19 protein-coding genes and 1 riboswitch are annotated in these 22318 nt (G+C 70.0%); of the genes, 13 read left to right on the forward strand and 6 right to left on the reverse strand.

Translation table 11 applies throughout. The features are described from left to right. Nucleotides 1-69 precede the first annotated feature (69 nt). The 8 genes from E3O49_RS13585 to E3O49_RS13620 all read left to right on the forward strand — a co-directional run bounded on the left by E3O49_RS13585 (nt 70) and on the right by E3O49_RS13620 (nt 9002). Nucleotides 70-3024, forward strand: a complete 2955-nt coding sequence (locus tag E3O49_RS13585; RefSeq protein ID WP_134451777.1) for a Na+/H+ antiporter subunit A — start codon at nt 70-72, stop codon at nt 3022-3024. Then, complete coding sequence (locus E3O49_RS13590) at nt 3021-3566, forward strand: sodium:proton antiporter (RefSeq protein ID WP_134365730.1); 546 nt, start codon at nt 3021-3023, stop codon at nt 3564-3566. The genes E3O49_RS13585 and E3O49_RS13590 overlap by 4 nt, the downstream gene beginning before the upstream one ends. Beyond that, nucleotides 3563-5131 carry a Na+/H+ antiporter subunit D gene (locus E3O49_RS13595; protein WP_244285309.1) on the forward strand — a complete coding sequence of 523 codons (1569 nt, stop codon included), beginning with the start codon at nt 3563-3565 and terminating at the stop codon, nt 5129-5131. Before E3O49_RS13590 ends, E3O49_RS13595 begins: the two co-directional genes overlap by 4 nt. After that, the gene (locus E3O49_RS13600; protein WP_134451779.1) at nt 5128-5763 is read left to right on the forward strand and encodes a Na+/H+ antiporter subunit E; all 636 of its coding nucleotides are present in this window, start codon (nt 5128-5130) and stop codon (nt 5761-5763) included. The genes E3O49_RS13595 and E3O49_RS13600 overlap by 4 nt, the downstream gene beginning before the upstream one ends. After that, entirely contained in the window at nt 5763-6026 is a 264-nt protein-coding gene (locus tag E3O49_RS13605) for an MrpF/PhaF family protein (RefSeq protein ID WP_134365732.1), read from the forward strand. Before E3O49_RS13600 ends, E3O49_RS13605 begins: the two co-directional genes overlap by 1 nt. Beyond that, a complete protein-coding gene (mnhG, locus tag E3O49_RS13610) occupies nt 6023-6361 on the forward strand; it encodes a monovalent cation/H(+) antiporter subunit G (protein ID WP_241981038.1) in 339 nt (112 codons plus the stop codon). Before E3O49_RS13605 ends, mnhG begins: the two co-directional genes overlap by 4 nt. Before the next feature lie 23 nt (nt 6362-6384). Beyond that, nucleotides 6385-6474, forward strand: a riboswitch (ZMP/ZTP riboswitch). A gap of 44 nt (nt 6475-6518) precedes the next feature. Next, nucleotides 6519-7817, forward strand: a complete 1299-nt coding sequence (glyA, locus tag E3O49_RS13615) for a serine hydroxymethyltransferase (RefSeq protein WP_134365733.1) — start codon at nt 6519-6521, stop codon at nt 7815-7817. Between the two features lie 300 nt (nt 7818-8117). After that, nucleotides 8118-9002, forward strand: a complete 885-nt coding sequence (locus tag E3O49_RS13620; protein WP_134365734.1) for a bifunctional methylenetetrahydrofolate dehydrogenase/methenyltetrahydrofolate cyclohydrolase — start codon at nt 8118-8120, stop codon at nt 9000-9002. A 293-nt stretch (nt 9003-9295) separates the two neighbouring features. Here E3O49_RS13620 and E3O49_RS13625 read toward each other — a convergent pair whose 3' ends face one another. Beyond that, entirely contained in the window at nt 9296-9844 is a 549-nt protein-coding gene (locus tag E3O49_RS13625) for a gamma carbonic anhydrase family protein (protein ID WP_134434222.1), read from the reverse strand. 200 nt (nt 9845-10044) lie between these two features. On the opposite strand from E3O49_RS13625, the gene E3O49_RS13630 reads away from it, so the two are divergent. Further along, on the forward strand, nt 10045-10521 hold the full coding sequence (locus tag E3O49_RS13630) for a YbaK/EbsC family protein (RefSeq protein WP_241976264.1): 477 nt from the start codon (nt 10045-10047) through the stop codon (nt 10519-10521). Between the two features lie 378 nt (nt 10522-10899). On the opposite strand, the gene galK is transcribed toward E3O49_RS13630, so the two are convergent. Together galK and galT are read right to left on the reverse strand one after the other, a co-directional pair. After that, on the reverse strand, nt 10900-12060 hold the full coding sequence (gene galK / locus E3O49_RS13635; protein WP_134451781.1) for a galactokinase: 1161 nt from the start codon (nt 12058-12060) through the stop codon (nt 10900-10902). Beyond that, on the reverse strand, nt 12057-13265 hold the full coding sequence (galT, locus tag E3O49_RS13640; RefSeq protein WP_134403382.1) for a galactose-1-phosphate uridylyltransferase: 1209 nt from the start codon (nt 13263-13265) through the stop codon (nt 12057-12059). The genes galK and galT overlap by 4 nt, the downstream gene beginning before the upstream one ends. Nucleotides 13266-13349: 84 nt before the next feature. On the opposite strand from galT, the gene E3O49_RS13645 reads away from it, so the two are divergent. Together E3O49_RS13645 and E3O49_RS13650 are read left to right on the forward strand one after the other, a co-directional pair. Then, complete coding sequence (locus E3O49_RS13645) at nt 13350-14222, forward strand: DeoR/GlpR family DNA-binding transcription regulator (RefSeq protein ID WP_134365310.1); 873 nt, start codon at nt 13350-13352, stop codon at nt 14220-14222. Between the two features lie 9 nt (nt 14223-14231). Next, nucleotides 14232-15236 (forward strand): aldose 1-epimerase family protein, encoded by a 1005-nt coding sequence (locus E3O49_RS13650; RefSeq protein ID WP_134365309.1) that lies wholly within the window; start codon nt 14232-14234, stop codon nt 15234-15236. A 93-nt stretch (nt 15237-15329) separates the two neighbouring features. Here the strand turns inward: E3O49_RS13650 and E3O49_RS13655 are convergent, their stop codons facing one another. From E3O49_RS13655 to E3O49_RS13665, 3 genes are all read right to left on the reverse strand, one after another. Further along, a complete protein-coding gene (locus E3O49_RS13655) occupies nt 15330-16835 on the reverse strand; it encodes an APC family permease (RefSeq protein WP_134365308.1) in 1506 nt (501 codons plus the stop codon). 133 nt (nt 16836-16968) lie between these two features. Then, nucleotides 16969-17931 (reverse strand): AraC-like ligand-binding domain-containing protein, encoded by a 963-nt coding sequence (locus E3O49_RS13660; protein ID WP_134365316.1) that lies wholly within the window; start codon nt 17929-17931, stop codon nt 16969-16971. Nucleotides 17932-17975: 44 nt separating this feature from the next. Then, on the reverse strand, nt 17976-18620 hold the full coding sequence (locus tag E3O49_RS13665; RefSeq protein ID WP_134365307.1) for a TetR/AcrR family transcriptional regulator: 645 nt from the start codon (nt 18618-18620) through the stop codon (nt 17976-17978). Nucleotides 18621-18727: 107 nt separating this feature from the next. Here E3O49_RS13665 and E3O49_RS13670 point away from each other — a divergent pair, with 107 nt between their 5' ends. Together E3O49_RS13670 and E3O49_RS13675 are read left to right on the forward strand one after the other, a co-directional pair. Next, nucleotides 18728-20641: a primary-amine oxidase gene (locus E3O49_RS13670; protein ID WP_134365306.1), complete on the forward strand. Its 1914-nt coding sequence runs from the start codon at nt 18728-18730 to the stop codon at nt 20639-20641. A gap of 121 nt (nt 20642-20762) precedes the next feature. Then, nucleotides 20763-22088, forward strand: a complete 1326-nt coding sequence (locus E3O49_RS13675; protein WP_134365305.1) for a DUF445 domain-containing protein — start codon at nt 20763-20765, stop codon at nt 22086-22088. Nucleotides 22089-22318 lie beyond the last annotated feature (230 nt).

Below are 22318 nucleotides of genomic sequence, written 5' to 3' on the forward strand. Positions count from 1 at the left end.
CCGGGATGCGGTCAGGAGCCTCTCGGTTAGACTGGAGTTCGACACTCAGAGAGAGAGCCGGGAGGCCGCATGGCGACAATCCTGCTGGCTTTTTGTGTCGTCTCCGCCTTCACCCCGCTGCTGACGCGCCTCCTGTCGGTGCGGGCCTTCTACCTGATCGCCCTGCTGCCGGCGGCCGCTTTCGCCTACACCCTCGGCCAGACCGCCACCGTGACCGCGGGAGACGCGGTGACCGAGAGCATCCCGTGGATCCCGACGCTGGGTATCTCCCTCTCCTTCCGCGTCGACACCCTGGCCTGGCTGCTGGCGCTGGTCGTGACCGGGGTCGGCGCGCTGGTCCTGCTCTACTGCGCCCGCTACTTCGCCGCCGACGAGCTGTCCCTCGGCCGGTTCGCGGCCCTCCTGCTGGCCTTCGCCGGCACGATGTACGGGCTGGTGACCGCCGACGACATCGTGGTGATGTTCATTTTCTGGGAGATCACCAGTGTGCTCTCGTACCTGCTGATCGGGCACTACACGAGCCGCCGGGCGAGCCGCGGCGCCGCTCTGCAGGCTCTCCTGGTGACCACGTTCGGCGGGCTCGCCATGCTGGTGGGCGTCATCATGCTCTCCGTGGCGGCGGGAACGACCTCCCTGGCCGTGATCGTCGCCGACCCGGTCTCCGGGCCCGCCGCGACCTGGGCGATCCTGCTGATCCTCGTCGGCGCGCTGTCCAAGTCGGCGCTGATCCCCTTCCACTTCTGGCTGCCCGCGGCAATGGCCGCCCCGACCCCGGTCAGCGCCTACCTGCACGCGGCAGCCATGGTCAAGGCCGGCATCTACCTGGTCGCCCGGCTCGCCCCCGGCTATGCCGACACCGACGCCTGGATGCCGGTGCTGGTGACCATCGGCGTCTGGACGATGCTCGTCGGAGCGTGGCGCTCGCTCCGGCAGCACGACCTCAAGCTGCTGCTGGCCTACGGGACCGTCAGCCAGCTCGGGTTCCTGATGGTCTCGGTCGGATTCGGAACCCGGGACGCTGCGCTCGCCGGGGCGGCGCTGCTGCTCGCCCACGCGCTCTACAAGGCCACGCTGTTCCTCGTCGTCGGCATCATCGACCACCGGGCCGGCACCCGCGACCTGCGCCGGCTGTCCGGCCTCGGCCGCAGCCAGCCCGCGCTCCTGTTTATCGCCGTGCTCGCCGCCGGTTCGATGGCCGGACTGCCGCCCCTGTTCGGATTCGTCGCCAAGGAGGCCGTATTCACCGCGCTCCTGGAGGCCGGGCGGGCCGGCGACGGCTGGGGTTGGATCGCCCTGGTGGGCACGGGCATCGGCTCGGTGCTGACGGTCGCTTACAGCATCCGTTTCATTTGGGGTGCGTTCGGCACCCGGCCGACGATGGCTCCCACCGCGCTGCACCCGGACCGGTGGGGCGTGCTGCTGGCCCCCGTCGTCCTCACCGCCGGCACCGTGCTGCTCGGCCCGCTGAGCGCCGGGATCGACCCGTTGCTGGCCCCCTACGCCGACACGGTCGGCGGCGGCGGCGACTACCACCTCGCGCTCTGGCACGGCCTCGAGCCGGCGCTGCTGATCAGCCTGGTCCTGGTCCTCCTCGGCGCGCTGATGTTCGCAGCGCGCCGCCGGGTCGCGCTCCTGCAGGCCACCGTCCCCGCCTGGGTCGACGCCGGCCACGGCTACGGCGTGACCGTGCGCGGCATCGACCGGGCCGCGGCCCGCCTCACCCACTTCGCCCAGCGCGGTGGCCTGCCGCAGTACCTCTCCACCATCCTCGTGGTATTCGTGCTCGCCCTCGGCTTCGCGGCGCTGGTCAACCGCACCTGGCCCGACGCCCTGGTGCCCTGGGACTACCCGGCCCAGGTCGTGATCGCCCTGATCATGGGCATCGCGGCGGTCGCGGCCGCACGGGTCGGCCAGCGGATGACGTCGGTGCTGCTCGCGGGCGTCACCGGTTACGGCCTCGTGGCGTTGTTCGCCCTCCACGGCGCACCCGACCTCGCCCTCACCCAGGCGCTGGTCGAAACGATGACGCTGGTCGTGTTCGTGCTCGTGCTGCGCCGCCTGCCCACCGGGATCATGCAGCACAACCGGCCGATACACCGCCGCCGCCGCGCCCTGATCGGCGTGCTGGTCGGCGCCGTGATGGGAACCATCGGCGTGATCGCCCTCGGCGCACGGCAGGCGGTGAGCATCTCCGCCGAACTGCCGCGCCTGACCCAGGAGGCGCACGGCACCAACATCGTCAACGTCGTGCTCGTCGACATCCGGGCCTGGGACACCATGGGCGAGATCTCCGTCCTGATCGTCGTCGCGACCGGGGTGGCCAGCCTGCTCTTCGTGTCCGGACGCAACGAGGTCGTGCCGCGACTGAAGGGTTCCCGCACCCAGCGGTCGCCGCGGAACCGCCGCCGCGTGGTCGCCGACCCGCACGCGTCCTCCGCCGGGCACGCGGTCACCCGCCAGTCCTGGCTGCTGGCCGGGCGCACCATCCCCGCACCGGACCGGTCCATCCTGGTCGAGGTGCTCGTGCGGCTGCTCTTCCACCCGGCGATCGTCGTCTCCGTCTTCCTGCTCTTCGCCGGCCACAACGCCCCCGGCGGCGGATTCGCCGGCGGACTGCTGGCGGGCCTGGCCCTCGTGGCCCGGTACCTGGCCGGCGGCCGCTACGAACTGGGCGAGGCCGTGCCGGTGGACCCCGGCAAGATCCTCGGGCTCGGCGTCATCCTGGCGGTCGGTTCGGCGGTCGGGTCGCTCTTTTTCACCGGGATCCCGCTCGAGTCGGCGTATTTCAGCGCGGAGGTCCCGGTGCTCGGGGCCCTCTCGTTCGGCACCTCCACCATCTTCGACATCGGAGTGTACCTGGTCGTGATCGGCCTGGTGCTGGACATCCTGCGCAGCCTCGGCAGTGAGATCGACCGGCAGAGCGACGCCGGCACTGCCCCGACGCCCGAGCAGGAGACGCCGAGCGGCGGCGAGCCCAGCGGTGCCGAGCCCGAGGCCCTGGCCCGAACCGAGGTGCTGCCGTGAGCGCGTCCCTGACCCTCGTCATCGTCATGGCCGTGATGTACGCGGCCGGCGTCTACATCATGCTCGAGCGGAGCCTGACCCGGGTGCTGATCGGTTTCGTGCTGGTCGGCAACGCCACGAACCTGCTGATCTTCATCATGAGCGGCCGCCCGGGCAGCTCCCCGATCATCACCGGCACCGCCCGGGACCTGAGCATGGTCGACCCGATGCCGCAGGTGCTGATGCTGACCGCGATCGTCATCAACTTCGGCATCACGGCGCTCCTGCTGGCGCTCATCTACCGCTCCTGGTGGCTGGCGCAGCTCGGCGACGAGGGCGACAACCTCACCGACGAGCACGCCACCGAAGCTCCGGGCCAGAACGAGCGGGACTTCCGGTCCTCCAGCGACGACGACGCGGCCGTGGAAGCCTCGCTCGACGAGGATGGCGAGCACGACGACGACGACGAGCACGATGACGAGGATGGCGGTGCGAACGTCGGCGCTCGAGACGCCGCGAACACGTCCGGCCGCGCCGCGCGCCCGGACGGGGGTGCACGGTGAACCCGGCGGGCATCCTCGCGCCCCTGGTCGTGGCCCTCCCGTTGCTCGGTTCGGCGATCGCGCTGGCCCTCGGCCGGCGGCCGGGACGCCAGATCGGCATCAGCGTGCTCGTGCTGGCGGCCGTCGTGGTTATCAGTGCCGTGCTCCTCGTGCTCGTCGACCGGGGCGGCACGGTGGTCGTGCACGTCGGCGGCTGGCAGGCCCCGTGGGGGATCGTGCTGGTGGTCGACCGGTTGGCGGCCCTGATGCTGCTCGTCTCCGCGCTGATGCTGCTGGGCGTGCTCCTGTTCGCCGTCGGCCAGGGCATCCTCGACGGCGACCGGGAAACCCCGGTGTCGATCTTCCACCCCACCTACCTGGTGCTGGCGGCCGGGCTGTTCAACGCGTTCATCGCGGGGGACCTGTTCAACCTGTACGTCGGATTCGAGATGCTGCTCTCGGCCAGCTACGTGCTGCTCACCCTCGGCGGAACCGGTGCGCGCATCCGTGCCGGCGTCACCTACATCGTCGTCAGCCTGGTCTCGTCCGTGCTCTTCTTCAGCGCGATCGCGCTGCTCTACGGGGCGACCGGTACGGTGACCCTGGCCCTGCTGGCCGAGCGCGTGCCCCAGCTCGCCCCCGATGTGCAGCTCGTGCTGGGGCTGATGCTGCTGTTGGGCTTCAGCGTCAAGGCCGCCGTGTTCCCGCTGTCGTTCTGGCTGCCGGACTCCTACCCGACCGCCCCCGCGCCGGTCACCGCGGTGTTCGCCGGGCTGCTTACCAAGGTGGGCGTGTACGCCATCCTGCGCACCCAGACCCTTCTGTTCCCGGAGAACCCGCTGTCGGTGCCGCTCCTGGTCCTGGCCCTGCTCACCATGCTGATCGGCATCCTCGGCGCGCTCGCGCAGGCCGATATCAAGCGGCTGCTCTCCTTCACCCTGGTCAGCCACATCGGATACATGATCTTCGGCATCGCCCTGGGCACCCCCCAGGCCATCGCCGCCACCATCTTCTACGTGGTGCACCACATCACGGTGCAGACGACCCTCTTTCTCTGCGCCGGGCTGATCGAACGCGTCGGCGGCACCACCTCGCTGGCCAGACTGGGCGGGATGCTCAAGACGGCGCCCCTGGTGGCCGGCCTCTTCTTCGTCGGCGCGCTCAACCTCGGCGGAATCCCGCCGTTCTCCGGCTTCCTCGGCAAGGTGGCGCTCTTCCAGGCCGGGGCCGAACTGGGCGGCCCGCTCCCCTTCATCGTGATCGCCGCAGGCGCCGCGACGTCCCTGCTCACCCTGTACGCCCTCACCCGGGCCTGGAACATGGCCTTCTGGCGCCCGCGCCGGGAGATCGAGGACTACGAGTCGCCCATGCTCGACCGGCTCACGGACGACCCGCACGATGAGGGAACCGTCATCACCAAGACCATTTCGCCGCTGATGATCGGGGCGACGACGGCCCTGCTCGCGCTGACGCTCAGCCTCACGGTCTTCGCCGGACCGGTCTTCGCGTTTGCCGCCCGGGCCGCCGCCGAGATCGAGGAACCGGCCGCGTACATCGACGCGGTGTTCCCGGACGGAGCGCCGTGACCACGCGCTCCGAACGCCTGAACGGATACGTCAGCCGGCTCACCCTGGGCGGCGGGCTGGTGCTGCTCTGGATGCTGCTCTGGGGCAGCTTCGACTGGAGGGGTCTGGTCACCGGGGTGCTGGTGGCGGCGCTGGTCTCCGTCGTGTTCTACCTGCCGGCGGTGCAGTTGAGCGGGCGCCTGAATCCGTGGCGAACGGTGCTCTTCTTCCTGCGGTTGCTGGTGGACATCGTGTCGGCGTCGGTGCAGGTGGCCGCCGCGGCCGTGTCGCCGCGCTACCGCGCCAGCAATGCCATCCTCGCCGTGCCGCTGCACACCCGCAGTGACCTGATCCTGACCTGGACCGCGGTCGCCACGTCGATCGTGCCCGGCTCCCTCGTCGTGGACATCGACCGGGTCACCTCCACGCTCTACCTGCACGTGCTGAGCATGCGCACGCCGGAGCAGATCGAACGGTTCCGGGCGAGCGTGTTCGAGACCGAACGGCGAATCGTGCTCGCGTTCGGGTCGAGAGAAGACCTGGAACGGCTGCGGGTGTGCGCCGCCGCCACCGAGAAGTCACCCCAGAAGTCACCCGAGGAGTCACCCGAGAGCTCCACCGAGACGTCCACCGAGAAGACAGGAGACGAGTGATGGCAATCGTCGCGATTGTGGCCGGAGTCCTCTTCGGAGCCGGCGGACTGTTGGCCCTGTACCGCATCATCCGCGGACCGTCCGTGCTCGACCGGGTGATCGCCTCGGACGTGCTCGTGGCCACGGTCATCTGCGCCCTGGGCGCGGAGATGGCCCTCAACCGGCACGTCGACACCCTGCCGGTGCTGCTCGTCCTGGCCCTGTTCGCGGTGCTCGGCTCCCTCAGCGTCGCCCGGTTCCTGTCGGTTCGGGAGCGCTCGTGAACCAGGTGGCCAATGATGTGGTGACGGCCGTGCTGGTGCTGGCCGGGGCGGTGATGTGCTTCGCGGCCGGGGTCGGCCTGATCCGTTTCCCCGACGTGCTGACCCGCCTGCACGCGGCCACGAAACCACAGATCTTCGGCCTGATCGCGGTGACGACGGATGTCGCGGTTAACAATTTCTCGCTCGGGACCGTGACCCTGGTGGTCGCCATCGTCGTCTTCCAGGCGCTCACCGCCCCGATGGCGGCGCACCTGGTGGCCCGGGCCGGGCACGACAGCGAGCACCTCCGCACCGACCTGCTCATCGTCGACGAGCTGGGAAAGCGCACCGGCTGAGACCCGAGGGCGCCTGCTAAGATCGAGCCTGTCGCAACTGGCGTAGCACGAAAGATGGGTCACCATCGGGGAGCGACTGACACGGTTAGTGGCCGCACGCCTGGGCTACGACGAATTTTTCATCACGTCGTTCACTCAAGACGTCTAAGGAGACCCCGTGCCCGATTCTGTGCAGTCCAACGTCCTTCGATCCACGTTCAACGAGCCGCTCTCGGTCGTCGACCCGGAGATCGCCGCCGTCCTCGAGCAGGAGCTCGGGCGTCAGCGCGACTACCTCGAGATGATCGCGAGCGAGAACTTCGTTCCCCGCGCGGTGCTGCAGTCGCAGGGGTCGGTGCTCACGAACAAGTACGCCGAGGGCTACCCGGGGCGCCGCTACTACGGCGGCTGCGAGTACGTCGACGTCGCCGAGCAGCTCGCCATCGACCGGGCCAAGTCGCTCTTCGGCGCCGAGTACGCCAACGTGCAGCCCCACTCCGGCGCCACCGCGAACGCCGCCGTGCTCTCCGCCATCGCGACGCCCGGCGACACCATCCTGGGCCTGGAACTGGCCCACGGCGGTCACCTCACCCACGGGATGAAACTCAACTTCTCCGGCAAGCTCTACAACCCGGTCGCCTACGGCGTCGACCCGACCACCTTCCTGGTCGACATGGACGTCGTCCGCGAGAAGGCCCTCGAGCACAAGCCCAAGGTCATCATCGCCGGCTGGTCGGCCTACCCGCGCCACCTCGACTTCGCGGCCTTCCGCAGCATCGCCGACGAGGTCGGCGCGATGCTCTGGGTCGACATGGCGCACTTCGCCGGCCTCGTCGCCGCCGGGCTGCACCCGTCCCCGATCCCGTACGCGGACGTCGTCTCGACCACCGTGCACAAGACCCTGGCCGGCCCCCGCTCCGGCCTGATCCTCTCCCGCGACATGGCGCTGGCGAAGAAGCTCAACTCGAACGTGTTCCCGGGCCAGCAGGGCGGGCCGCTGATGCACGTCATCGCCGCCAAGGCGACCGCGTTCAAGCTCGCGGCCGAGCCGGAGTTCAAGGAACGCCAGGAACGCACCCTCCGCGGCGCCAGCATCCTGGCCGACCGTCTGATGGCCGACGACTCCCGCGCCGGCGGCGTGGACGTGCTCACCGGCGGCACCGACGTGCACCTCGTGCTCGCCGACCTCCGCAACTCGCCCATCAACGGCCAGCAGGCCGAGGACGCCCTGCACGCCGTGGGCATCACGGTCAACCGCAACTCGGTTCCATTCGACCCGCGCCCGCCGATGGTCACCAGCGGCCTGCGGATCGGCACGCCCGCCCTGGCCACCCGCGGCTTCGGCGACGAGGAGTTCACGGTCGTCGCCGATGTCATCGCGGAGGCGCTCAAGCCGGACGCCGACATCCAGGGCCTCCGCGCCCGGGTCAAGGTGCTCACCGACGCCTTCCCGCTCTACCCCGGCCTGCAGCAGTAGCCCGCCCCGCGGGCGCGGCGCCCGTCGCGCCTCACCCGCCACGTCCCGCGCTGTCCCGCCCCGGGCTGTCCCGGCCCCGGCTCGGCTCCAGCTTCGGCTTCGGCCCCGGAAGCCCGGCCCCAACGAATTCGACGGAGATTTCGCCTTAAAAACACGCTGACGGCATCCGTCACCGGCGTGTCGGTCAAAATCTCCGTCGAATTCGCACACGCGCGGTCCGGAACCGGCAGCACTCCGGAACCGCAGCAGCCGGCCGGAACCCGCATCTGAGAACGATCGACTGAATCGAATGGATCCACAATGACGGCAATCACCCTCGACGGAGTCAAGACCGCCTCCGCGGTCAAGTCCGAACTCATCGGCCGCATCAGCGAGCTGCGGGCGCACGGCGTCGTGCCGGGGCTCGGTACGCTGCTGGTCGGCGACGACCCAGGGTCGCGCTCGTATGTCGCGGGCAAGCACCGCGACTGCGCCGAGGTCGGCATCGAATCGATCCGCGTCGACCTGCCGGCCTCCGCCAGCACCGCCGACGTGCGCGCGGCCATCGCCGACCTCAACTCCGCCCGGGAGGTGACCGGGTACATCATCCAGTTGCCGCTGCCGGTCGGGCACAACGACAACGCCATGCTCGAACTTATCGACCCGTCGAAGGATGCCGACGGCCTGCACCCGACGAACCTCGGCCGGCTGGTACTCGGCATCGAGGGCGAACTGGACTCACCGCTGCCCTGCACGCCGGCCGGCATCGTCGAACTGCTGCACCGCTACGACGTGCCGATCGTCGGCCGTCGCGTCGTCGTGGTGGGCCGCGGGCTCACGGTCGGGCGTCCGCTCGGCCTGCTCTTCACCCGCAAGGGCCTGGACGCCACGGTCACCCTCACCCACTCCCGCACGGTCGACCTGCCCGGCGAGGTGCGCCGCGCGGACATCGTCGTGGCGGCGGTCGGTGTTCCGCACCTGATCCAGGCCGACTGGGTCAAGCCCGGCGCCGCCGTGCTCGACGTGGGCATCACCCGGGTGACCGACCCGATCACCGGCAAGGGCACCCTGACCGGGGACGTGCACCCGGACGTCGCCGAGGTGGCCGGTTTCCTCTCCCCGAACCCGCGGGGCGTGGGACCGATGACCCGGGCCATGCTGCTCTGCAACGTGGTCAAGGCCGCCGAACTCTCGCTCCGTCGGTAGCTCTCGACGGTCGTCGCGGTGCCGCCGTGTGGCGCCGGTCGCCCGGCTGGCCCGGTGGCGCAAGTCAACCCGGCCCGCGATCCGGCGAGACCCGGTACGGATGCCGCCGGTGGCGCAGGTCACTCCGGCGCGCGATCCGGGCAAGCCCGGGTACGGATGCCGTCGCGGCGCACGCTGTGTGCGCCGGCGCATGTTGCAGCGGGCGCCGCGAGCCACAACCTGAGCCCTGAACCGCGGTGCGCGCAGCGAGACCGGCGGGCGGACTCAAACGAGTTGTGATCCGCCGGGGCAGCTCAGGCCTGGGGTGCGGCGCCCACGGATGCGTGCAGCGCGGAGTGACGCAGATACTCCTCCGCGTTGTGGCTGAGGCCGGCCACCTCTTCATCCGTCAACGACCGGCGCACCTTCGCCGGGACGCCGGCGACCAGCGAGCGCGGCGGGATCACGGAGCCCTCGAGCACGACGGCTCCGGCCGCGACGAGCGACCCGGAACCGATGACGGCACCGTTCAGGACCGTCGCCGACATGCCGATCAGGGAACCGTCTTCGATCGTGCACCCGTGCAGCACGGCGCCGTGGCCGACGGACACGTCCCGGCCGAGGATGAGCGGAAACCCGTGGTCGACGTGGCAGGAGACGTTGTCCTGCAGGTTGGATCCGGGGCCGATGCGGATGGGCTCCGCCTCCGCGCGCAGCACGGCGTTGTACCAGACGCTGGCATGCTCGGCCAGGACGACGTTGCCCACCAGCACGGCGCCGGGGGCGACATAGGCGGTGTCGGCGACGACGGGTCCGGGGCGGTCGGGGAGAGTGATGATGCGGGCGGCGCTGTCGGCAGTCATACGCGCCAGCCTATCGCCCGGCCGCGCCCCGGCGCCCACGTGCGCCCACGTGCGCCCACGTGCGGCCGGGCGCGGCCGGGCGCGGACGGCCCTGCCCAGCCCTCCGCCGAGCCGTGAGTTTCGCCCCTCCACGCACCCTCCGTAGGGCCTTCAGAGGGGCGCTTCTCACGGTTCGGCGGCTGACCGCTTAGGATTCCGGCATGGTCAACAGCATGCATCCGTCCGTCGAACGGGTGCGCGGCACCCTGCACGGTTTCGGCCTCGATCCGGAGATCAGATGGTTCGACGAAGCGGCGACGACCGCCCAGACGGCAGCAGCCGCCCTCGGTATCCCGGTGGGCGCGATCGCGAATTCGCTCGTCTTCACGCTCGACGGGGAACCCCTGCTCGTGCTGACGAGCGGAGCGCACCGCGTCGACACCGCCTGGCTGGGCGAGAGGCTGGGCGGCACCATCGGCCGCGCCTCGAAGGATGTGGTCAAGCAGGCGACCGGGCAGGTGATCGGCGGGGTCGCGCCGGTCGGGCATCCGTCGCCCCTGCGCACCCTGGTGGATGTCGCGCTGGCCGAGTTCGCGGTGGTCTGGGCCGCCGCGGGCCACGCGCATACCGTGTTCCCCACGTCGTTCGACGAACTGCTGCGGATCACCGGCGGCGAGTCCACTGCTGTCGTTCCCTGACAGCGAGAGCCGGAGGCGCCCCGAGCATAACTCCTGCAGATTCCGCGAAACGGACCGAAACTCGGCCGAAAAGAGCCCCGGCCGACCAGATTGCAGGAGTTATGCAGAGGGTGCGCGTTGCTCCGTGTGGCTGACTCAGGAGAAACGGATGCCGCGGGCCGCCTCCGCCAGACATGCAGCGGGTGCAGAGGGTGGTCCCACCGGTTCTTCCTGAGTTAGCCACCGAGCAAGCGCGGCTCCGGCAGGCCCTGCCCGAGCCGGAGGCGCCCCGAGCATAACTCCTGCAGATTCCGCGAAACGGACCGAAACTCGGCCGAAAAGAGCCCCGGCCGACCAGATTGCAGGAGTTATGCAGAGGGTGCGCGTTGGCCCGGGCGGCTACTCCGCGCGGCTTGCCCCGTCTGCGGCGTGCACCACGAACAGGTCCGGGGCCGTGAAACCGCGGGCCGCGAACGCGGCCGTGACCTCCGCCGTGACCCGGGGGATGAGCGAGCGCGGGGTGAGCGCGATCGCGGCCCCGCCGAATCCGCCGCCGGTCATGCGGGCGCCGATGGCCCCCGCACCGCGCGCGGTTTCGACGGCGAGGTCGAGTTCGGGCACCGAGATCTCGAAGTCGTCGCGCATCGACACGTGCGAGGCGTCCAGGAGAGCACCGATCGCGGTCGGTCCCTGCTCGCGCAGGGTGCGCACGGTGTCGAGCACGCGCTGGTTCTCCGTGATGACGTGCCGCACCCGGCGGAGGGTCTCGTCGTCGAGCAGCTCGGCGGCCCGCGGCAGGTCGTTCACGGTGAGGTCCCGCAGGGAGGCGACGCCCACCATCCGGGCGCCCAGTTCGCAGGATGCCCGGCGCGAGGCATACCCGCCGGTCGAGTGCGCGTGGCTGACCCGGGTGTCGATGATCAGGAGTTCGAGGTCGGCCGGGGCGAAGCCGAGCGGGATCACCTCGGCGTCGAGGCTGCGGCAGTCCAGGAACACGGCGGCGTCGGCCTGGCCGAGCAGCGACGCCGACTGGTCCATGATGCCGGTCGGCGCGCCGACCGCGCGATTCTCCGCCAGCTGGCCGACCCGGGCAAGCACGCGCCGGTCGAGTCCGAGCTGCCAGAGGTCATTCAGGGCGACCGCGACCGCGCTCTCGATCGCGGCCGACGAGGAGAGCCCGGCCCCGATCGGCACGTCGGAGTCGATGAACACGTCGAAGCCGGCCACGACGGCCAGGTCCGCGCCGAACTGGCCGAGCGCCCAGGCCACCCCGAGCGGGTAGGCGGACCAGCCGGCCAGGTTCTCCGGCGTCAGGTCGTCGAGGGACAGCTCGACGGTCTCCTCGGCGAACGAACTCGCCACCCGCAGCAGGCGGTCCGGGCGCAGGGCCATCGCGACCACCGTGCGCCGGTCGATCGCGAACGGGAAGACGAAGCCGTCGTTGTAGTCTGTGTGCTCGCCGATCAGGTTGACGCGGCCCGGGGCCGACCACAGGCTGGCCGGCTGAGCGGCGAAGCGGCTCTCGAAGCCGGCGCGCACGGACTGGGCGAGGGCGCTCATGAGCGGGCCTTCCCGGCGAATGCGGCGGCGGTCCCGGCGGCGGCAGCGGTCGCGGCGGCCTCGTCGGTGTCGGCTGCGGCGGACCGTTCGACGGCCAGGCGGATGTTGTCGGCCGCCTGCTCGGGCGTGACGTCGCCGATCCACGCTCCCATCGCGGCTTCCGAGCCGGCCAGGAACTTGAGTTTGTCCTCGGCCCGGCGCGGGCTGGTCACCTGCAGCATCAGGCGGATCTCGTCGCGGCGCACGTTCACCGGGGCCTGGTGCCAGGCCGCGATGTACGGCGTGGGGGTGTCGTAGAGGGCGTCGATGCCGCGCAGCAGGCGCCGGTACAGCACCGCCAGCTCGTCGCGTTCGGCGAGGACCGTCTCGGCGAAGTCGGGCACGTGGCGGTGCGGCAGCATGTGCACCTCGATCGGCCAGCGCGCCGCGAACGGCACGAAAGCGGTCCAGTGCTCACCGCTGAGGATGACCCGGCCGCCGGCCTGCTCGCTGGCGAGGATGTCGCCGAACAGGTTCGGGCCGTACTGGTCGAGGGAGGCGATCACGCGCTGGCTGCGCGGCGTGACGTAGGGGTAGGAGTAGATCTGTCCGTGCGGGTGGTGGAGCGTCACTCCGATCGCCTCGCCGCGGTTCTCGAACGGGAACACCTGCTCGATGCCGGGCAGCTGGGACAGGGCATGGGTGCGCTCGGCCCAGGCCTCGATCACGGTGCGGGCGCGCACCACCGACAGGCTCGCGAACGACCCCTCGTGCTCCGGGCTGAAACAGACGACTTCGCAGCGCCCGACCGAGGTCCGCGTGCGGCCCAGGCCGATCGTGGCCAGGTCGTCGAGCCCGGCGGGAGCGTCGGCATCCGTGAGCAACGGCCCGAACGACGGCGACTTGTTCTCGAACACGGCCACGTCGTAGTTGCTCGGCACCTCGGACGGGTTGCCCGGGGTCGAGGGGGCGAGCGGGTCGAGGTGGGCCGGCGGCAGGAACACCCGGTTCTGGCGGGCGGCCGCGATCGAGACCCATTCCCCGGTCAGCGGATCCTGCCGCATCCGGGCCGTGGCCGGGCGCGGGTCCAGTTCGCGCAGGTCGGCGGCACGCTCGGGGGCGAGGGTGGTCTGGGGGTCATCGAAGTAGATGAGGTCACGCCCATCAGCGAGCGTGTGGCGGTGACGGACGATGCCGGTGTCGGCGACGAAGTGTGGTGTGTTCATGGCAGAAACCACGCTATCTGATCTGCGCATGCGAAACCAGAGGTTTCGTATTGAAAACCAAAACAAACTAAGTGAAGATGGAGCATGACCATTAATGCACCAGACACAGACGCAGTCGCCACCGAGCCGACCGGCGTCGGGGTCGATCTCACCGCTGACCGGGACACCCTGTCCGCATACCAGCGGCGCGAGCGGATCCAGCGTCTGGTCGACGAACGCGGATTCGTGCGGGTCAGGGAGTTGCGCGAGGCCTTCGGGGTGTCCGGCGTCACGGCGCGGGCCGACCTCGACGTGCTCGAGAACGCCGGGGTGGTGCAGCGCGTGCACGGCGGCGCGGTGCCCGCGACGCCGACGAGCGGGCGGCCGATCCGCGAGTACTCGTTCGAGGAAGCGCTCGCGGCATCCGTTCTCCCGAAACAGCAGATCGGCGCGCTCGCCGCCTCGCTCGTGACGAGCGGGCAGAGCGTAATCCTCGACGTGGGCACCACCACCCTCGCGATCGCTCGGGCGCTGCTGGCCCGCACCGACCTCACGGATGTCGTCATCATCACCAACGGCCTCAGCATCGCCCTCGAACTCGAACCGGCGATCCCGCGCTTCACCGTGATCGTCACCGGCGGGTCGCTGCGCCCGCTGCAGCACTCGCTGGTCGAGCCGTTGGCCCGGACCGTGCTCAGCCAGGTGCACGCCGACCTCGCGTTCATCGGCTGCAACGGGGTCGACGCCGAGCACGGCATCACGAACATCAACCTGCCCGAGGCGGGCGTGAAGACGCTCATGCTCGCCGCGGCATCCCGCGCCGTCGTCGTGGCCGACGGGTCCAAACTCGGTCAGGTGCACCTCGGCCAGGTCGGGCCGCTCCGGGCGTTCGACACGCTGGTGACGGATGCGACGGCCACCGCCGCCGCGCTGGACTCCCTCCGCGAGGCCGGACTGACCGTTCTGCAACCGGAGTAAGTTGGCATCATGCGCGCAGCGACGGGGTTCCAATACGAATTGAGGGCGGCGACGCCCAGCGGGCCCGCCCTGGCGGTGGTCACCGAGGTCGCCGCCGGCCTGCGGATGTATTCCGTAGACGGCATAGACCTGGTCGAGCCCTTCCCGGCCCGGTCGGTCCCGCCGAAGGGCGCCGGGATCGTGCTGATGCCGTGGACGAACCGCATCCGGGACGGGGTCTGGCAGCAGGGCGGGGTGCGGCGCGAACTCGCCCTGACCGAACCCGAACTCGGCAACGCCGTCCACGGCCTCCTGCGCTACTCGCCCTATCGGCTGCTCAGTCGCAGCACGGACGCGGTGACCCTGGCCGCCACCGTCTTCCCGCAGCCGGGCTATCCGTTCCAGCTCGACACGACGGTGACGTACACCCTCACCGACGACGGGCTCGATGTTACCCACACAGTGCGGAACGTGGGCACCGAGCCCGCCCCGGTCGCCCTCGGCGCGCACCCCTACCTGAAGATCGGCGGCGTGCCCACCGACGACCTGCGGCTGCGGCTCGCGGCCGACACCCACATCGACGTCGACGACCGGTTGAATCCGGTCGGGGAAAGCCCCGTCGCCGGCACCCGGTTCGACCTGAGGGAGGGCCGGGAGGTGCGTGACCTCGACCTCGACGACGGTTTCGGCGGCGTGGGACCGGGCGCGTCGTCCTCCCACCCGCTCGGTCACCCGGCCCCCCTCGGGCACCCGGATGCGCGCAGCGAGCACTCCCTGACCGCCCCCGACGGGCGCAGCGTGATCCTCTGGGGGGACGAGCACATCCGCTACGTGCAGGTCTTCACGCCGCGGAACTTCCCCGTCACGGCTCCCGGCAGCGACGCTGACGAGCCCGTGCCCGGGCGCGCGGTCGCGATCGAGCCGATGACCGCCCCGGCGGATGCGTTCAATTCGGGAGCGGGGCTGCGCTGGCTGGAACCGGAGGAGACCTGGACGGTGCGCTGGGGCATCCGCCACACCGGTTTCGGACTCTGACACCGAAAAGCGCGCGACACAGAAGAGCGGGCGGCACCGAAAAGCGGGCCCCCGCCGATGGTAGGGACCCGCTTTCTGACTGCGGTGCTCTCTCTAGGAGAGCACATCCTGCACGAGCGCTTCGTTCTCGGTCTTGGTCCAGAGTGAGTGCAGGTAGCCGACCAGGAGCACGGCGAACGGCAGCCCGACCAGCACCCAGCCGATCGGGCTGAGGCCCCACGAGGTGACGGTCGGGTCGATGCCCTCGGCGACGGTGCCGGCGAGCAGTCCGAAGCGGCTCATCAGCAGGTATTCGCCGAGGATCAGGCCGATGGTGGCCAGCACCGGGGCGATGACGGTCTGGAATACGTTCTCGCTGCCCTGGTTGCGGCGGAAGTAGGCGATCACCGCGATGCAGACCAGGATCTCGATCAGGACGATCGCCACGACGGCGAGTCCGCTGAACCAGTAGAACATGTTCAGAATCGGGTCGAGCCGGAACAGGGCGAAGACGGCGATGACGAGTCCGCTGACGACCGAGGTGGCGAGGGAGGCCGTGCTGGGCGCTCCGCGGCGGTTGACGTGGCTGAGCGGCTGGGGGAGTGCGCCGCCGCGGCCGAGGGCGAACAGGTAGCGGCTCGCCGCGTTCTGGAAGGCGAGCAGCCCCGCGAACAGGCTGGAGAGCACGAGGATGCCCATCACGGTGGCCATCCACGGGCCTACGTACTCGGTGGCGAGGGCGAACAGCACGGCGGCCGGGTCGGCCAGCGGCACGCCGTCGAGCGTGGAGAGCTCTACCGTCTTTTCGACCACCTGGGATGCGCCCATGCCGGTGACCATCGCGAAGGCAGTGAGCGCGAACAGCACCGTGATGACGCCGACCGCGAGGTAGGTGGCCCGGGGGACGACCTTCTTGGGGTCCTTCGATTCCTCGCCGTAGATGGCCGTGGCCTCGAAGCCGATGAAGGAGGCGAAGGCGAAGGCGAAGGCGATCCCGGCAGAGCCGGTGAGTCCGCCGGCGAGGATCGCGGCCGGGCTGAAGGAGGCCCAAAAGTTGAGGCCTTCCGGACCGCCGTCGGTGAGGATGGCGATCGAGGTGACGATGAGGGCGCCGAGTTCCAGCAGCATCAGGACGCCGAGCACCTTGGCTCCGACGTCGACGCTGAGCAGGGAGAGCAGCGTGACGACGGCCCAGGCCAGGAGCGACCAGGCCCACCAGGGCAGCAGGCCGACCTGGGCGGCCAGGAGACCGCCGAAAAAACCGTAGATGGCGAGCTGGATGGCCAGGTAGGCGAGGATCGACACGAAGGCCGAGGCGCTGCCGAGGTGCCGGCCGAGCCCGCGGCCGATGTAGGCGAAGAACGCGCCTGCGTTGGTGACCCGCTGGCTCATGGCGGCGTAGCCGACGCTGAACAGCAGCAGGGTGATGCCCACCGCGAGGTAGGCGCCGGGGGCGGCCGCGCCGTTGCCGAGCACGATGGCGACCGGTACCGCGCCGGTCATGCCGACCAGCGGTGCGGCGGCGGCGACAACGAAGAAGACGATGCCGATGACGCCCAGGCGGCCGGTGTGCAGGGTGGCCGGGGCGTCGGCCTCGGGGGTGGTTCGGGTGCTTGTCATGGGGTGCTCCTCATTGAGCGGCTTCTTCTCGTGGAAGCCAGTGTCACGACTCTGGCTCAGTGCGGGGCTGCGCACTTGCCAATCCGGGAACGAAGCTTGGATCCCAGGGAAGGGTCCGGCGCCCCCGGCCGGCTCAGCCGCGACGGTAGGCGCTGGGCGGCTCGCCGAAGGCGGCGCGGAAGATCCGGCTGAAGTGTGCGGCGTCGATGAAGCCCCACCGCGCGGCGATGTCGCCCACCGAGCGGTCCGCCAGGATGGGGTCGCGCAGGTCCCGGCGGCAGTGCTCGAGCCGGCGGGCCCGAATCCAGCTGGAGACCGTGGTGTCGGCCGCGTGGAACACGTTGTGCAGGTGGCGGGTCGAGATGAAATGCGCCGCGGCGATGGTCGCGGGGGAGAGCCCCGGGTCGCCGAGGGCGCCTTCGATATACGAGCGGATGCTGGCGAGCAGGTCCCCGCGCGGGCCGGACGTCGGCTCGCGGTGGATGTTCAGTTCGCTCTCGAACATCGTCGCGACCAGGTCGACCGCGTTGTAGGCCAGCCGGTGGCCGGTGCTGCCGCTGAGCGCGTCCAGGTTCTCGGCCAGTTGCACCATGAACGGGCTGATCATCCGGCCCAGGCCCGCGTCGCCGGGCATCCGTCTCGCCGTGAGCTGGCCGACGGCGTCGACGGGCAGGTCGAGGGCGTCGTGGGGGAACATCAGCACCAGGGTGCGGAAATCCTGCTCGAAGGCGAGGGTGTACGGGCGGTGCGTGTCGTAGACGGCGAGGTCGCCGGGCCGGAGGGTGGCCTCTCGGTTGTCCTGGATCAGGATGCCCTGGCCGGAGAGCTGCAGGTTGAGTTTGAAGTAGTGCCGGTCCGTCCGGGCGATCAGCGCCGGGGTGCGCAGCACCTGGTGGCCGTTCGCGGTGACCTCGACGATGGAGAGCTCGTCGAGCACCCGGGACCGCAGCGTGCCGTGGAACTCGCTCGCGTCAGACCGGACGTCGAGGGGAACGAAGGAATCGGAGACGAGGGTGCGCCATTGGGCGAAGGTGTTCGCCTCTGCGCTCTGCACCCGGTCGTCTGATCCTCGTGAGATCAGGGGGAGGGTTGCCATGGTCACGGTAGCTCCTTTGCTGGCGTGAACGGATTCCCAGTAACCTAGCCCAGCGCACCCGGCTTGTCACGCCTTTTTTCAACACTCGTTGAAAAAAGATCGGCGGTGAACAGGCCCAGGTAGCCGTCCAGCTGGGCGACGAGTTGGTCCGGAGAATTCTCGGCCGGGGAGAGCACGGCCGTGATCTGCGCCCCGAGCACGAAGTTCATCAGCAGCCCCGTGACCTCGTCGTCCGGGACGCTGCCCCGGAGCTCACCCAGCTCCCGCGCCTCGCCGAGCTGTTCGCGCATCGTGGCGCGCCATTGCAGCATCGAGTTCTCGTGTTCCGCGGCCTTCTGCGGGTCGGTCAGCGCCTTCTGCCAGAAGGGGATCACGATGCGGGCCTCGCTGAGACGGATGTCGTCGAGCGGCAGGATCTCGAGGCAGTAGGCCCGCAGGGCCGCGAGTCCGGCCTTCCCGGCCGTGGCGTCCCGCATCCGTCGACTGGTCTGGCTGAAGACGTGGCCGAAAGCGAAGGTGAGCAGGTCGTCCTTCGTCGGGAAATAGGGCTTCAGGGCGCCGTTGGCGAAGCCGGCTTCCGCGGCGATCTCACGCATGGTGGCACCCTCGATGCCCTGGCGGGCGATGATGCGCCAGGTCGCGTTGACGAGCTCCACTCGGCGCTGGTCGTGGTCGACAACCTTCGGCATGCTGCCCTCTCGTGACCGGACGGGGCCGGAAACAGACCCTTGCCATCGAGCTTAGTAACACCTTATTATTCTACAACCATAGGAAAACAGCCCCGGAAAGGGAAACCATGACTCCCGTCTCGCTCGTAGTCAACGCCGCCTACGCCCTGGCCTCGGATACGGAGATCGTCGCCGTGCGCGGCATCCTCTCCGATGCCGGGCTGCTGGGCGAGAGCATCCGGGTGGCCTATCTGGGCCTGCTCGACCCGCCCCGCGGTGCCGCCGCCGAACCCGACCGCCGGTTCCGCGTGTTCCTGCACGACGTCTCCGGGGCGGCGCCGAAGGACGTCACCGTGTCCGCCACCCGGGAGCTGGTCGAGTCCGTGGTCGTGCTCGACACCGCCGAGACCGGCGAACTGCCGGTCCTCGAGGAGGAGTTCGCCGCGGTCGAGGAACTGCTCACGCATGACGAGCGCTGGCTGGCGGCGCTCGCCGCACGCGGCCTCGACGTCGACACCGTGCGCGTCGCGCCGCTGTCCGCCGGGGTCTTCGAATACCCCGAGGAGAAGGGGCGGCGCATCCTGCGCGGCCTCGCCTTCGTGCAGGACTTCCCGGAGGACAGCGCCTGGGCACACCCCGTCGACGGTCTCGTCGCCTACGTCGACATCGTCAGCAAGACCGTCGACCAGGTGATCGACTTCGGCGTGGTCCCGATCCCGGCCGAGCACGGCAACTACACCGACCCGACGCTGACCGGTCCCCTCCGCGAGACCCTCAAGCCGATCGAGATCACCCAGCCGGAAGGGCCGAGCTTCACGGTGACCGGCGGCAACCACGTGGAGTGGGAGAAGTGGAGCCTGGACGTGGGCTTCGATGTGCGCGAGGGCGTCGTGCTGCACAACATCGGCTTCGACGACGCCGGGGTGCGCCGCTCCATCGTCCGGCGTGCCTCGATCGCGGAAATGGTGGTCCCCTACGGCGACCCCGCACCCGTGCGCTCGTGGCAGAACTACTTCGACACCGGGGAATACCTGGTGGGCCAGTACGCCAACTCGCTCGAGCTCGGCTGCGACTGCCTGGGCGAGATCACCTACCTCAGCCCGGTGATCACGGATGGCTTCGGCAACCCGCGCGAGATCCGAAACGGAATCTGCATGCACGAAGAGGACTGGAGTATCCTCGCCAAGCACAGCGACCTCTGGACCGGAATCGACTACACCCGGCGCAACCGTCGCTTCGTGATCTCGTTCTTCACCACGGTCGGCAACTACGACTACGGCTTCTACTGGTACCTTTACCTCGACGGCACGATCGAGTTCGAGGCCAAGGCCACGGGTGTCGTCTTCACCAGCGCCTACCCCGGCAAGGGCTACCCCTATGCCTCCGAACTGGCTCCCGGCCTGGGCGCACCGTTCCACCAGCACCTGTTCAGCGCCCGCCTGGACATGGCCCTCGACGGCGACACGAACCGGGTCGAGGAGGAGGAGGCCGTGCGCGTGCCGATGGGCGAGGGGAACGAACGCGGCAACGCCTTCAGCCGCAAGCGCACCCTGCTGGCCCGTGAATCGGACGCGGTGCGGGAGGCCGACATGAGGTCGGGGCGCACCTGGCTCATCTCCAACCCGAACGTGCTCAACCGGCTCGGGGAGCCCGTGGGCTACAAGCTCTACCCGGAGGGGCAGCCGACCCTGCTCGCCGACGAGAATTCCTCGGTGGCCCGGCGCGCGGCCTTCGCGACCAAGGACCTCTGGGTGACCCGCTTCGCCGAAGACGAGCGCTACCCCACCGGGGACTTCGTGAACCAGCACGCCGGCGGCGCCGGGCTGCCGGCCTACATGGCGGCCGACCGGGACCTCGACGGCCAGGACATCGTGGTCTGGCACACCTTCGGGCTGACCCACTACCCGCGGATCGAGGACTGGCCGATCATGCCCGTCGACACCGCCGGCTTCAAGCTGAAGCCCGACGGCTTCTTCGACCGCAGCCCGGTGCTGGACGTGCCGGCGAGCACCCCGGCCCCGGAGGGCCACTGCCACTGCTGATCGCCGGTACCTGTTCCCGAGCCGGACCACTGGTGCCGTCACACCGGCAACAGTTGTCCGATTCGGCGGCACCTGCCCCGCACGGTTTCCTTCCCCGGCGCTGATCGGGCAGGGTGGGAGGATGGCCGAACATCAGAGGAATGACGTGACCGGGGCCGCGGCAGCGACCCTGCCGGGGGCGGGCCGCCCGCCGCTGAGCCCGCAGGATGCCGTCCGCCTCCGCGCGCTCATCCGGATGAAGCGACTCGCGATCGGCCTGCTCCTGGTCATGGCCGTCGTGTTCGCGACCTCGTTCGCCCTCCAGGACACCTACCCGTGGCTCCAGTACGTGCGCGCCGCGGTCGAGGGCGGCATGGTCGGCGCCATCGCGGACTGGTTCGCCGTGACGGCCCTGTTCCGCTACCCGCTGGGGCTGCGGATCCCGCACACGAACATCATCGCGAGCCGCAAGGATGAGATCGGGGCCAGCCTCGGCGAGTTCGTCGAGACCAACTTCCTCTCCGAGGCGGTCATCCGCGGCAAGCTGGAGTCGATGGGGGTCTCCCGCCGGCTCGGAGCCTGGCTGTCCGTGCCGGAGAACGCCCGGCGGCTCACCGACGAGGTGGCCGTGGCCGGCGCCGGACTGCTCGAGCTGCTCAGCGACGACGCGATCAAGGATCTGATCGAGACCGTGGCGCGCGAGCACCTGCTGCGGCCGGAGTGGGCTCCGCCGATCGGCCGGGTGGGGCAGCGGATGGTCGAGTCCGGCCGGCAGCACGCCCTCGTGGACCTGCTGCTCGAGCGGGCCGAGGGCTGGCTGCTCACGCATCCGGAAGCCTTCGGCCGGGCCGTGTCCCAGCGGCTGCCGAGCTGGATGCCCGGTTTCGTCGACAAACTGGTCGACGACAAGGCCCACCGGGAGGTGCTCGCCTTCATCGCCGGCGTGCGGGCGGATGCCGCGCATCCCCTCCGCGAGGCGATCGACCGCTACCTCGCCGAGGTGATGGACGATCTGCAGCACGACCCGGCCATGATCAACCGGATCGAAACCGTCAAGGTGGAGCTGCTCGACAGCGCCCGGCTGCGCGAGTTCGCGAGCGAGACCTGGGAATCGGTGAAAGCGTCGCTGGTCGAGGCGCTGAAGGATGCGGAGAGCGAACTGTGCGCGGGCATCCGTTCGACCGCCATGGAGGTGGGCGTTCGCCTGACCACGGATGCGGCGCTGGGCTCCCGTATCGACCGCTGGCTGGCCGACTCGGCGAGCTACGTGGTGCGCAGCTACCGGCATGAGATCGCCGGCGTGATCACCGAGACCGTGGCGCGGTGGGATGCCGCCGAGACCGCCGAGAAGATCGAACTGCAGGTCGGCAAGGACCTGCAGTTCATCCGGATCAACGGCACGGTCGTCGGCGCGCTCGCCGGGCTGCTGATTTTCGCGGCGGCGCAGGCCCTGCTCACCCTGCTCTAGGCCGCTGCCCTGGTCGCCCTGCGCTAGTCCTGCTCTGGCCGGGAGCCCGCCCGGTTCCCGGCGACTCCCCTGAACGACCCTGCCCTAACGAATTCGACGGAGATTTTGCCAAAATCGGCCCGAAACAGGCCCGATATCGTTTTTTACCGCAGAATTTCCGTCGAACTGGTTACAGGCACTTGGTTACAGGCAGTGACCTGTCGGCCGACCGCAGCGGCGCAGCGGTGCTG

It is taken from the genome of Cryobacterium shii, assembly GCF_004402595.1.
In the GTDB taxonomy this organism is placed as follows: domain Bacteria; phylum Actinomycetota; class Actinomycetes; order Actinomycetales; family Microbacteriaceae; genus Cryobacterium; species Cryobacterium shii.